This window comes from Gloeocapsopsis sp. IPPAS B-1203 (genome assembly GCF_002749975.1).
Lineage (GTDB): Bacteria > Cyanobacteriota > Cyanobacteriia > Cyanobacteriales > Chroococcidiopsidaceae > Gloeocapsopsis.
Genome location: NZ_PEIG01000008.1, coordinates 236,101 through 248,772, shown reverse-complemented (window position 1 = coordinate 248,772; position 12,672 = coordinate 236,101). Strand labels below are relative to the sequence as shown.

The 12,672-nt window shown below is 41.0% G+C and carries 14 protein-coding genes; 8 read left to right on the top strand and 6 right to left on the bottom strand.

The genetic code is table 11. The annotated features are described in order from the left end of the window. Positions 1–27: 27 nt before the first annotated feature. Positions 28–408 carry a hypothetical protein gene (locus tag CSQ79_RS16150; protein ID WP_099702191.1) on the top strand — a complete coding sequence of 127 codons (381 nt, stop codon included), beginning with the start codon at positions 28–30 and terminating at the stop codon, positions 406–408. Positions 409–635: 227 nt separating this feature from the next. On the opposite strand, the gene CSQ79_RS16145 is transcribed toward CSQ79_RS16150, so the two are convergent. From CSQ79_RS16145 to CSQ79_RS16135, 3 genes are all read right to left on the bottom strand, one after another. Continuing rightward, entirely contained in the window at positions 636–1,073 is a 438-nt protein-coding gene (locus tag CSQ79_RS16145; protein WP_099702190.1) for a peroxiredoxin, read from the bottom strand. Between the two features lie 939 nt (positions 1,074–2,012). Beyond that, a complete protein-coding gene (locus tag CSQ79_RS16140) occupies positions 2,013–2,666 on the bottom strand; it encodes a hypothetical protein (RefSeq protein WP_099702189.1) in 654 nt (217 codons plus the stop codon). A gap of 274 nt (positions 2,667–2,940) precedes the next feature. Next, positions 2,941–3,174, bottom strand: coding sequence for an EamA family transporter (locus CSQ79_RS16135; protein ID WP_289501200.1), 234 nt, complete (start codon positions 3,172–3,174; stop codon positions 2,941–2,943). Positions 3,175–3,518: 344 nt separating this feature from the next. Here CSQ79_RS16135 and sbcC point away from each other — a divergent pair, with 344 nt between their 5' ends. From sbcC to CSQ79_RS16120, 3 genes are all read left to right on the top strand, one after another. Beyond that, positions 3,519–6,542, top strand: a complete 3,024-nt coding sequence (sbcC, locus tag CSQ79_RS16130) for an exonuclease subunit SbcC (RefSeq protein WP_099702187.1) — start codon at positions 3,519–3,521, stop codon at positions 6,540–6,542. Positions 6,543–6,596: 54 nt separating this feature from the next. Beyond that, positions 6,597–6,809, top strand: coding sequence for a hypothetical protein (locus tag CSQ79_RS16125; protein WP_099702186.1), 213 nt, complete (start codon positions 6,597–6,599; stop codon positions 6,807–6,809). A 68-nt stretch (positions 6,810–6,877) separates the two neighbouring features. After that, positions 6,878–7,546, top strand: a complete 669-nt coding sequence (locus CSQ79_RS16120; RefSeq protein ID WP_099702185.1) for a Fe2+-dependent dioxygenase — start codon at positions 6,878–6,880, stop codon at positions 7,544–7,546. A gap of 130 nt (positions 7,547–7,676) precedes the next feature. On the opposite strand, the gene CSQ79_RS16115 is transcribed toward CSQ79_RS16120, so the two are convergent. Further along, on the bottom strand, positions 7,677–8,297 hold the full coding sequence (locus tag CSQ79_RS16115; protein WP_099702184.1) for a Uma2 family endonuclease: 621 nt from the start codon (positions 8,295–8,297) through the stop codon (positions 7,677–7,679). Between the two features lie 49 nt (positions 8,298–8,346). Next, on the bottom strand, positions 8,347–8,844 hold the full coding sequence (locus tag CSQ79_RS16110) for a cupin domain-containing protein (RefSeq protein WP_099702183.1): 498 nt from the start codon (positions 8,842–8,844) through the stop codon (positions 8,347–8,349). A gap of 128 nt (positions 8,845–8,972) precedes the next feature. On the opposite strand from CSQ79_RS16110, the gene CSQ79_RS16105 reads away from it, so the two are divergent. The 4 genes from CSQ79_RS16105 to CSQ79_RS16090 all read left to right on the top strand — a co-directional run bounded on the left by CSQ79_RS16105 (position 8,973) and on the right by CSQ79_RS16090 (position 11,873). Beyond that, entirely contained in the window at positions 8,973–9,203 is a 231-nt protein-coding gene (locus tag CSQ79_RS16105; protein WP_143755462.1) for a hypothetical protein, read from the top strand. A 307-nt stretch (positions 9,204–9,510) separates the two neighbouring features. After that, on the top strand, positions 9,511–9,924 hold the full coding sequence (gene arfB, locus CSQ79_RS16100) for an alternative ribosome rescue aminoacyl-tRNA hydrolase ArfB (RefSeq protein WP_099702181.1): 414 nt from the start codon (positions 9,511–9,513) through the stop codon (positions 9,922–9,924). A gap of 56 nt (positions 9,925–9,980) precedes the next feature. After that, entirely contained in the window at positions 9,981–10,646 is a 666-nt protein-coding gene (locus CSQ79_RS16095) for an SDR family oxidoreductase (protein ID WP_099702180.1), read from the top strand. Positions 10,647–10,721: 75 nt separating this feature from the next. Then, positions 10,722–11,873 carry a serine/threonine protein kinase gene (locus CSQ79_RS16090; RefSeq protein ID WP_099702179.1) on the top strand — a complete coding sequence of 384 codons (1,152 nt, stop codon included), beginning with the start codon at positions 10,722–10,724 and terminating at the stop codon, positions 11,871–11,873. A gap of 34 nt (positions 11,874–11,907) precedes the next feature. Here the strand turns inward: CSQ79_RS16090 and sfsA are convergent, their stop codons facing one another. Continuing rightward, a complete protein-coding gene (gene sfsA / locus CSQ79_RS16085; RefSeq protein WP_099702178.1) occupies positions 11,908–12,645 on the bottom strand; it encodes a DNA/RNA nuclease SfsA in 738 nt (245 codons plus the stop codon). Between the last annotated feature and the right edge of the window lie 27 nt (positions 12,646–12,672).

The following is a 12,672-nucleotide window of genomic DNA, read 5'->3' as shown; positions in this document are numbered from 1 at the left end:
CACAACAGTGTTTACCCCATCAAGATTATGAAAATACCACGCATCTTGCTGACTCAAATTATGTTAGGGACAGTAGCTGGAGTTGGTCTAGCATTGCTAGTTCCTCAACCTAGCTTGGCGCAAGTAACTAATAGTGCCGATCCCCAAGAAATTTTTAGAAGAGAACGTAACAACGATCCCTTTTCTAGCCAGAATACGGATGATTCATGGGGTATGTTTGACCTGATTCATCGCGCTCAGCTAGGCACTATGCGCGATCCAAACGAATATGCCAATGAACAAAATCAGAATATCAATTCGGCAGCAGATGCATTTCGCGAACGGCAAAGACAGTTGATGCAACAATCTAATCAACAGCAGCAAGTTACTCCAGCTAACTCAGCGCCAGTAATTCGTTTAGAAAATTAGATTCTCCGTAGTAGTACTATTGAGAAGCCACAAAGCATAAAACATCTTTGTGGCTATTTTACGTATTAAGATTAGTCTCCTGCACGAATTGTAGATGCCCTGCGCCTTCCTACCCAAACGAAGTGTACTAAAAATTAGAGGTTTGAGAGGTGTAGTCCACGGAGGTGGGCTTTTTGTCTACCGAAAAGCGAATAAATTCGCAATTCTTTTCGTGCAAGATGTCTGTATTAAAGTCCCAATGCTGTGAGAACATCGCTCGCGTGAGTTGTCGTATTCACTGCACTATCTATATGAGCGATTTTACCCTGAGGATCAATGACATAAGTGACGCGCTTAGCATAACCGCCACCGTCTACATCATAAGCCTTGATAATTGATCCGTCCGTATCTGCCAATAACGGAAAATTCAAATTATACTTCTGCGTAAATTGCTGGTGGGAAGCTTCGTCATCTTTGCTTACACCCAAAACAACAATATCCTTGTTTTGATAATCGGGTTGGGCATCGCGAAAGCTACAAGCTTGTTTAGTACATCCAGGGGTGTCGTCTTTAGGATAGAAGTACAAAACAACCGTTTTACCTGCAAAGTCAGATAGCGAGACAGTGTTGCCATTTGTATCTTTGGCGGTAAAAGTAGGAGCATCAGTACCAACTGCTAAGGTCATACTTGCATCTCTCTATTTATAAGGTTAGCTGATCTATTTATCAAGGTTATTTTACCGCTTAATCTATCTACACATTACAGCGATCGCAACTTGTTAGGGCAACTATCACAATCAGTAACTTGAACTTATTACGCAATTATACTTAAATTATATCGACCTCACAGTTGTTTTTTAGCTGCACAAAAGTATTGGGATCAGATTTTTCGTGAAATAGGATCAGAATCAACAGACACTTATTTATTTTATTTATAGTATGCTTATAGCTTGCTTGCTATTACCCTAGACAATATTCTTTTAACAGCGGCATTAATAGACTAACTAAGTTTTTCAATAAATATAAACAACTAGTTTTCATGATTATTTTGTGTATTGATGTGTTGGTCATTATGTTTACTTATACTATGGATTTATTACATCCATTTTCTGCTAGCAAAGAAGTTGACCAAGTTATCAAGAGTCAAGATCTAAATCAGTATTTAATTTCTGGTAGTAAAATTATGCAGTAGCTCCTCTGGTTGCCCTACTAAACCAAAATATTATTTAGAGAGCGATCGCTTGAGAGGTTTTATTAATTGAAATCAGAGAGAAAATTGAGATGAGACAGAATTTACTATAGGTTAGAAAAGGTAGTTCTTCAACAGAATACTACAGTTTTAGTTGTTAATCATGAGCTGAGCAAAAAAAGTAAATAAAATTTTAAATGTTACTCAAAAAAATAAAACAAATAAAAGTATTGTTCAGGGTGAAGATTACTATTTGTATTTGGTAGATAAACAGATTGCTCAGGGAGCAAACGATTAAAACGCGATCGCTACAATTAATTAAAAATAAGCAATATCGGTGGTTTACTCTAGAGTAAAACTCAATAAAAAGATAAAAGTCCTTTTCAAGTAAGAAAAGAACCTTACATACCAACTCTTATAAACTGTCAAAGATTAATTACTGAGCACTAGTGTTACCTGCTTCAGAAGTGCTATCTGTTGAGTCCTCAGTTGAATTAGTTGTCTCACTACTTTGTGTCTCTGGTGTAGAAGTTGTACTGCTGTCTTGTGGTTGCGATTGTGTAGATTCTGGCTGAGTTATTGGTGCTGGTGCAGCAGGACTAGGAAGTGTAATATTGACGTCTGGTGCTTCTGGGGCTGGGGCTTGTGGTTGCGGAACTGGAACCGGAACGGGGACTTCTCTCACTCTGTCAATAATTGTTGTTTGGTTCTCAGGTGCTGGAGTTGGTAATGGTGATGGTTCGCTGTTAGGCGCTGGAACAATAACATTTGTAGGAACAGGTTCATCACGTTGATTGAGTAACCAAATTCCGCCCGCTGTTAAAGCTGCTAGTGAAGCAAGGAGAATACCAAGTAACAAGCCACGGGAAGCATTTTCGTTGTCTCTTACAGCTAAAACTTCTTCTTGGTAAAGATTTTCTGATACTTGACCTTGAACATAGCCTTCGCGGTAAGCTTCAGCATTAGAAGCACCACCACTCAATGTTTCGTTTGTACGCGTGACGTTAGTGTGGGTATTTCCATTTGTATCAGTGTGGGTCTCTTGGCGTTCGCGGTTATAGCTTTTGTAATCGTTAGGGTTGGTAGACATAGTTTTAAAGTTACTCTCTCACAGAAATGTATGACTTCGGAATTTACTGAGTTTTTAGTATTTTTTGATACTCATCTTTTGGATTGCTTTTAGAATAACTTCTGCGATCGCTCATTCAGCTCTGTCTGGAGTAATGCTTTTTTCTTCTATCTAGAGGTATACTTTGCTCAGATATGTCGTCTTTTGTTAATTTTCCGAGTAATTACGCTTGACACTAATAAGTGTCAAGTACTAACAAAATCGCGGGCAGGCGAGATGCCTACCCTACATCTCATCATCGGATATTTTCTAAATACAGTAGTCCACTTGCAATCACTAACATTGCTGCACCCAGTAACCCAATTGCACCGATTTGCTCGCCAAAAAACCACCAAGCGAGTATAGTTGCGGTTAATGGTTCAAGTAGAGTAGCAATACTAGCAATGGTTGCTGTTGTATGGCGAATTCCGCTGAAGTAGAGTAAGTAAGCTAGGGCAGTGGGTACAATTCCCAAATAAAGTAAAATCAACCAACTCCAGTCCCTAATGCAAAAGGTAATAGAATAAGAGTGCCAGCACTAAACCCAACCGTCAGCGATTGCAGAAGATGACATTTCCTAGCTAGAGTACGACTACTTAGAACGCCAAGTGCATAGAACAAAGATGAACTGAGTGCTACTGGAACAAAGTATTTATCAATTTGTACTGGGATTCAGTCAATTCTAAAAAATCCCAATATCGACACAAAATATTAAGAATCGTAAAGGTAATGACTGGAAGGCTAGAAACCTAATATTCTCGTGGATAGACTAGGCAACAGTGCAAATGTACTGTTATTTCTTAGATATATTCCAAGTGTGGCGCTATAGCCTAGATGATTCCAGTTCAACTAACACTGAAAAATTTCTTGAGCTACCGCGATGTCACCCTTGACTTTTCGGGGCTGCATATTGCTTGCATTTGTGGTTCTAATGGTGCAGGCAAATCTTCCTTACTTGAAGCAATGACTTGGGCAGTATGGGGACAAAGTCGTGCTGCTGCTGAAGACGATATCATCCATACAGGAGCTAAAGAAGTTCAAGTAGATTTTATTTTTACAAGTAACCAACAGCAATATCGCGTGATTCGGACTCGCCATCGCGGGCAAAGTAGTTCGTTAGAGTTTCAAATTGCAACGCCGAATGGCTTTCGGGCTTTGACAGAACGAGGTGTTAGAGCAACACAGCAATTAATTCTGGAACATATCAAGCTTGATTACGATACTTTTATTAATTCAGCGTATCTTCGTCAAGGGCGTGCAGATGAATTTATGCTCAAACGTCCGACTGAGCGTAAAGAAATTTTAGCTGAGTTACTGAAACTCAATCAGTATGACGATTTAGAAGAAAGAGCAAAAGATTTATCGCGATCGCTAAAAGGCAAAGCAGAAGAACTTGAACGGACTTTAGCAGGAATGCAAAATCAGTTGCAACAAAAAGATGCGATCGCATCAGATCGCGCACAATTAGAAGCACAACACAATCAACTGCAACAACAGCAAGCTTTTGATACAATTCAACTGCAAAGTTTACAAGTCGTTCAACACCAACGCCAAACCTGGGAACAACAGCTAGGATTTCTGCAACAGCAGTATCAAAATTTGACACAAGACAGCGATCGCTTAGCAGAAGAACGTCGTGCTATCAATGAACAATTATCAGCAATTGAGGAAGTTCTCAGTCACACTGATGAGATTCATGCAGGCTACGCTAAGTACGAAAGCTTGCAAGCAGATGAAGAAAGCCTTTCAGCTAAATTCCAAGAACATTCTCGCACTACTTTGCAACTCCAGCACTTGCAGCAGCAACTCACGCAGCAAGTTAATGAAGTTCGCTCTGCATTGCAACACGCCGAAGCACAATTTGCAGCTTTACAACAGCAAGAACAAGAAATTCAGCACACGTTACAGAAATCTGCTGAAGTTGAAACAGGGTTAGCACAACTTGCCACCGCCCGCAATCGATTAGTACAGTTGGATCAGTTGCAACTCCAAGTCACACCACTATTACAATACCGCACCACAATTCAAACACAACTCGAAAGGGTACAAGCGCGACTTCAGGCGCGACTCGAAGAACTACAAACTTCCGAACATCAACTTACCCATCAACAGCAACGCCAACCGCAATTGCAGCAAGCGGTGATGGATGTGGCGGTACAACTCGATCAACTAGAGAAAAAGCGCGTTTACCTGGAAAGAGTCCGCGAAAAAGGACAAGAACGGCGTCATTTTATGGAACGCCTACAAGCGCATCAGCGCGATTATGAAAAGCAGATGGGCGAACTAGAGCAAAAACTGCAAATGCTGCAAAATCCTGATGCAACTTGTCCACTGTGCGATCGCCCTTTAACTGAACACCATTGGCAAAAAGTTGTCGAAAAAACCCAAAGCGAACAACAGGAGATTCAACAACAATTCTGGGTTATCCGCGAACAAATGGCAGTGTCTGATCGTGAAATTCAGGTATTGCGTCAAGAATATCGCGAAATTTCGCAAGAACTTGCAGGCTACGATGCTTTGAGAGAACAACGCGGACAACTCGCCGCCCAACTTGAAGCAACAGACGACGTACAACGCCGCTTGCAGCAGATTGTAACTGAAAAACAACAACTAGAGCGATCGCTAACGCAAAATGACTATGCGTTGGATAAACAAGCAGAATTGCAGCAAATCGAGCAACAATTACAACAGTTAAACTACAACGAGAAAGACCATGCTTTAGCCCGCAGTGAAATAGAACGGTGGCGGTGGGCAGAAATTCGCCAGGGACAATTAAAAGATGCTCAAAAACGACTGTCACAAATTTTACAACGTCAACCTCAAATTCAAGCCCAAATTGAGCAATTAAATCAAAAAATTGTCGAGCAGCAAACTTATTCTGAATGTGCCAGACAAATTGCTGAGTTAGAAGAACGCATCAAGATCATTAACTACGCACCCGAACAACACAACGCCACTAGAGGAGCATTACGTAAGGCTCAAACGTGGCAAGTTCGCTATCAACAACTGAAAAATGCTCAAGAGCAGTATCCGCAATTGCAAGCGCGATCGCAAGATCTCAAAGAAGCAATTCAATCTCGATCAGCTGAACGTCAAGTTTTAATTGCCCAAATGGAATCCTTGACTCAGCAACTTGAACAAACGCCTTTACCTACAGTTGCAATTCAAGCTTTAGAAGAGCAACTAGCGCTACGCAGACGACAGCTTGACGATCAACTCAGTCATTTAGGACAACTTCAACAACAATTCAATCAACTTGAAGAATTACAAGCACAATATCAACACGGACAACAACAACTGCAAGCGACAAAACAACAGCAGCGCGTTTATCAAGAACTAGCACAAGCCTTCGGGAAAAATGGCATTCAAGCATTGATGATTGAAAATGTCTTACCGCAACTCGAAGCTGAAACTAATCAACTTTTGGCACGGTTAAGCGCAAATCAACTTCACGTCCAATTTGTGACTCAAAAAGCTGGACGAAGTGGCACGAGGAAAAAAGCAACTAAAATGATCGATACGCTTGATATTCTTATTGCCGATGCACGCGGTACAAGACCATATGAGACTTACTCAGGAGGAGAAGCGTTTCGGATTAACTTTGCAATTCGCCTTGCATTAGCGAAACTTCTCGCCCAACGAGCAGGTGCAGCGCTACAATTACTCATTATTGATGAAGGCTTTGGTACTCAAGATCAAGAAGGGTGCGATCGCTTAATTGCGGCAATCAATGCGATCGCCAATGATTTTGCCTGTATTCTCACAGTGACGCATATGCCTTACTTTAAAGAAGCTTTTCAAGCTCGAATTGAAGTTGCTAAAACCCAAAATGGATCTCGCCTAAGTTTAGCAATTTAAAATATTGCAATCTATTGAGATAATACAGATATTTTAATTTGAGGAGTATTGATCGTGCGTTCTAGAGCAATTGAAATGTTTCTTGCACTTGGGCTAGCTGCAACTGTTTCAGCTTGTAATGGTGGGACAACTCCTGGTGGAGAAGCTGGTGAAGCCGGTGAAGTTGGAGAACCAACACAAACTCAACCTGTTGTTCCTGGTGGAGAAGCTGGAGAAGCTGGTGAGGCTGGTGAGGCTGGTGAGGCTGGGGAAGGTGGTGAAAGCTAATTCAATATAACTTACTTAAATGTGGGATAGCCGTCTTGGCTGTCCTTTTAGTAAACGTCGGATCAATTATGATTTTATGCATCGATGCAGTTCTCACTTTAGATGAACTTGAACAAATCACGACAAAACTTAAAGTTGCTGAGTTTGTTGATGGTAAACTAACAGCAGGATGGCACACTAAAGAAGTAAAAAATAATACTCAGCTTAAAGGAGATTCCATAATAACACAGGAATTGCGTCCGATTGTGCATCAAGCACTGCAACGCAATCGGCTGTTTCAAGCTGCCATACGACCAAAAGTAATACGTCCAGTACTATTTAGTTACTACGAGCCAGGAATGTACTATGGCTATCACGTAGATAATGCATTGATGGGAATACCGCCAATGCGCTCAGATGTATCGTTAACACTATTTCTGAGTTCTCCTGATACTTATGAAGGTGGTGAACTTGTTATTGAAACTTCGTTAGGCGAACAGACATTTAAACTGGCTGCTGGCTCGGCGATCGCTTATCCTTCTTCAACGTTACATCGTGTTGAACCTGTAACAACTGGAATTCGACTTGCGGCTATTACTTGGATACAAAGCTTGATCCGCGATTCAAACGAGCGAGAAATTCTCTTTGACTTGGATACTACCAAACAAGTGATGTTTGAGAAATATGGTAAAACACCAGAATTTGACCTCATTTGCAAAACTCATGCTAACTTGCTCCGTAAATGGGTTGATATTTAGCTAATTCTTATCCACCTCACTAAGAAGCAACTATAGTATTAAGTAAATGAGTCAAAATAAACGTAACTTCAGGGCTGGTGACTGGTCATTGAACAAAGTATCTATTACCCGATAGATGTTGTCTGTAATATTAAAGTTTTGACATTTGGCTAGCTGCAACAATTTGTTCTGTAGTGAGGTTTATTTCTGGAAAAGTTAGTGAGATAATTCTATCCGCGCCTTTAAAAGCTTGTGTTTGATACTTGCTATCGACTAGCTGATGAACAAAAACAGTAGGAAATTTTGGCGAACCCAAGATAGTGCGAGAAGCGATCGCTAAATAATCAATAATCCAATACTCAGCAATTCCTAACCTTTGATACTCATCCAACTTATCAATATAATCATCTTCCCAATTCGTAGAAACAACTTCTACCGCAAGTTGAATCGGTTCAGTTACCGCACCGTAAGCGGATACATTATTGTTCCACACACTTGATAAAACCACACCAACATCGGGGTTTCTGCCTTGTTCTTTACCAGACGCCTTGACAGTGCGGATGACGATATCTTTGTCAACAATGTAATCAAGTCCTAATCGCTCAATTTCTCGATCCATGCATCTAACAAGGTATCTTGCCACATTTTTGTGCGCTCTCGTCGGTTCCACCTGAACAATTTCTCCATCCACAAGTTCAAAGATACCTTCGCCATCTGGGTATTGTTCAAGAAATTCGATGAAAGTTAGTTTTTTTAGCGTTGTCGTACTCATACAATTTTAGAATTGCGTTTTTTAGCGTATTGGTCAAACACTGTGCTATCTAATCATCACTCTCTTGTTTACTATCCCAAAAATCTTGTAGCTTTGAATCATCAATAATGTATGCTGCATCACCATCGCGGATCGCACGTTTACCCAATCGAGGAAAAACACCAATATCGCAACGAACTTTTTCACCACCCATTAAATAAACGAGATCTTCATTGAAAGGATTACGGAGATGATGTGGTTGTTGCGGTAGCCCAAAGCCCATAAAGTCACCTGAAGCTACTTCATATTCGCTGTCTCCAATTTCTGCTATTCCTCTACCAGAAAGGATGTAAATCCACTCTTCCTCATGATGGTGCAGATGATAAATAAAAGATTCTTTTCCTGATGGTACGCGAGCAAGTGTAATGGCAATATGTTCTAGCCCAACAACACGACTGATATTACGCCAATAAATTTCTGATTTGGGATTGAGTGGATGATGAAATTCAAACTCATCCATAGAGTTAATATCTGAGGCTTTTAGTAAAGAATGTGGTTGCTCATCCATAGCGACTCATGACCTCATAATAGCGACATTTGAGCAAGAAAAATAAGCTTAAGATTAACTTATCAGTCTCATAGCCTGTTCTTAACAATACTTTTGTAAGTTTTCTGCATAACTCTACATATGAAAGCATGAGCAGGTTAAACAGCATGAGGGCGATCGCTTTTGCCCAGCTTTGTTTGTTAAGTCGAGCGCTGGAAAGTATTTTACAGTTTTGGAAAGCAAGGTTATTTGGGCGTTTTATTCTAATTGTAGTAGCTGTATTTATCGTGGCGATCTTTGCTCATTCAACTGCTGCAAGACAAATACTAGGTAATATAAAGCAACCTAAGATAATTGTCATCTCAATCGGTTTAGTTTAGACACCAATGAATTTATTGGTCAAGATTATAGCGATGTGTTTGCAATTCTCAATCTGAGTCCACCTCCGTGGACTACCCTACGGGAAGCCCTTCGGGTTCGCAGTCGCTTCAAGTCGGCGCAGCCGCCCAACGCGCTGTTCACCGCTTTGCGTCTATGTTTGTTTGGCGGTGAATTCATTTGCACTCGCATTCTTAGGTAGCATTTGTATAAAGCTTTATCAGGTTGTCACGCTTTCTGTGTTGATAACCTACCTTGTACAGGCTTTTCTCTTTTTCAAATGCTCTTTAACGCCAATACAGATCAACTATGCTACAAGTGTCTAAAACAGTCACTATTCCTGATAGCGAAATAGAAGTGAGTGCCGTTCGTTCTCAAGGGGCGGGCGGTCAAAATGTCAATAAGGTGGCGACAGCAATTCATCTGCGCTTTGATATCCAAGCTTCCTCATTACCTGATCTCTATAAAGAACGATTATTGCAACTAAGCGATCAACGCATTACAAAAGACGGCGTGATTGTGATTAAATCACAAGAACATCGCAGCCAAGAACAAAATCGTGAGGAAGCACTGAAACGCTTGCAAGATTTGATTCAAAGTGTCATGGTTATCCCTAAAAAGCGTAAACCCACTAAGCCATCGTATCTTTCTCAGCAAAAACGGCTTGATAGTAAAAATAAGCGATCGCGGATTAAAGCAACTAGAAGGAAAGTGGATGAATGAGGTTATAGAGTGCGATCGCCTAACATAAGAAAGGGTCATCGCAGTATAAGCATCTTATGGCAACATATTTAGTGACAGGGGCAAATCGCGGTATTGGTTATGAATATTGTCGTCAACTTCAGCAGCGCGGGGATAGTGCGATCGCAGTTTGTCGAACAGCAACGGATGAGTTAAAGGCGTTAGGAGTTCGTTTAGAAGAAGGTATTGATATTACCTCTGATGCTTCAGTTGCAGATTTGCACAAGCGACTAGGAGAAACCCCGATTGATGTCTTAATCAACAATGCTGGTATTATCAAGCGCGTTACATTAGAACATCTCGACTTTGATAGTATTCGAGAACAGTTTGAGGTTAATGCGCTTGGTGCATTGCGGGTTACTCAAGTATTGCTTCCTCGCCTAAAATCTGGTGCAAAGGTTGTATTGATGACAAGCCGGATGGGTTCGATTGCAGATAATACTTCTGGTGGATCTTACGGCTATCGGATGTCAAAAGTGGCACTATCTATGGCAGGTAAATCGCTTGCCCACGATCTCAAACCACAAAGCATTGCTGTAGCTATTTTACATCCAGGCTTAGTGCAAACTCGCATGACGAATTTTACAGTCAATGGCATTACAGCGGAAGCCTCAGTACAAGGATTGTTAACGCGAATTGATCAATTAACGTTGGAAAATACAGGGATTTTTTGGCACAGCAACGGTGAGATATTACCTTGGTAGAGATACACAAAATCGTTACTGCATAGTTCTCACTTTGACTAAATTAGAGAAGGGGCTTTAAGGAATCGCAATTTCATGCTGCAATGCGGACAACTTTTACAAGGGCGCTACCAACTTCAGGAAAAGCTGAAGAATTGCCGAAGCAAGCAAACTTGGCTAGCAGTTGATTGCACACACCCAACCACTTGTGTGATTGTAAAAGTACTGTTTTTTAGTCATGTGACAGAATGGGAAGAATTAAAACTATTTGAACGCCAAGCCCAAGTTTTACAGCACATCAGTCATCCTCAAATTCCCCAATATCGAGACGCATTCTGGCTAGAAGCACAATCACCTGCTTATGTTTTAGTTCAAGAGTATATTCCTGGCATATCACTACAACAATGGCAGCAACAATGCTTGAGTGAATCGCAAATTCGTCAAATTGCTGCACAAGTATTACACATCCTCGTATATCTCCACGAGTTGTATCCGCCACTTATCCATCGCGATATCAAACCGAGTAATTTAATCTGGAGTAACGATGAGAAAGTATATTTAGTTGACTTTGGTGCAGTTCAATATGATACACATCTCGGTGAGACATTTACAGTCGTTGGCACTGACGGTTATACGCCTTTAGAACAATTTGGCGGGAAAGCTGTTGCTGCATCTGATCTTTATGCTTTGGGTGCAACTTTAATTCATCTACTTACTGGTACTTCACCTGCAGATTTACCCCAGCACAACTTACATTTTCAATTTGCTGACTTGGTAAATTGTAGCTCTAGTCTGCTTAGCTGGTTGCAGAAAATCACAGAACCAGCAGTAGAAAAACGATTCAATTCTGCACGTCAAGCTTTAGCTGCATTAGAATCGGGGATTGTTGTTAGTACTACTGTGGTGAATAACTCTGGTAAAGGTGGTTTATTTGATACCTCAATCTGCGTACCAGAAGAAATTCAAGGTTGGAACTGGGGTGCATTTTTACTTGCACCTTTTTGGTTAATTTCAAATGGCGTGTGGATTGGTTTTTTGTCTTGGGTTCCTGTATTGGGGTTTTGGATGGCGATCGCTCTTGGTGTTAAAGGTAATGAATGGGCGTGGAAAAGTCGTCGTTGGCAAAGTATTGAACACTTTCAGCAACATCAAAAACGCTGGGCGATCGCCGGAATTGCCACAGGTATCGCTGTCAACCTGGTATTCTGGCACTTAGGAATACTTTTTGTACTTTCGACTTTTTTGTGAAAGTGGTAATGGGTAATAGGTAATTGGTATTTTTTTAAACTCTTAACTCTGCTAATCCTAAATAGCTGATACCTTCAGGAGTAATTTCAAAGCGACACGGTAAGACTATTAACCCAAGTGCGATCGCAGCCCGTAATAATTGACCATAAATTGGATCGGCACCATCTCCAGGTGCAAACGCAGTACAATCACCGCGATTGATAAAGTACAACATCACCGCATCGTTTGCTGGTATTAATGCCGTAAGTTCGCGTAGATGTTTTTGTCCGCGTGTTGTTTCGGTGTCAGGAAATAACGCAGTTCGCCCGTTTACCCAAGTTGTGCTTTTTACTTCAATATAAGTTGTGCGATCGCCTCTGGTGCTGCGCGAAGCGCAATCGCCATCTAAAACAAAATCTACTCGACTTTTTTTATCTGTACCATAGGGAACTTCAAAACGAATCTTGTTGTAACTCCCCAAAGGAAACAGATTTTGTTCTAGCGCTAGTTTGATAATCCGATTAGGTAAACTCGTATTAACACCTACCCAAGTAGGCTCATTATCATTGACGAGAATCATTTCCCAGGTGTACTTAAGCGATCGCTTTGGATTGTCGCTATAAGATACTTGCACAGTACTACCAGGTTGACAAATGCCCGTCATTGGTCCAGTATTCGGACAATGTGCTGTAACAACTTCTCCAGACTCCAACTGCACATCTGCAAAAAAGCGCTTGTAGCGTTTGAGAAGAACACCAGGATATAACGTTGGGTAGTGGTAAAGAAACGTCATCACTAAGCCAGAATAATAGCATAGCAA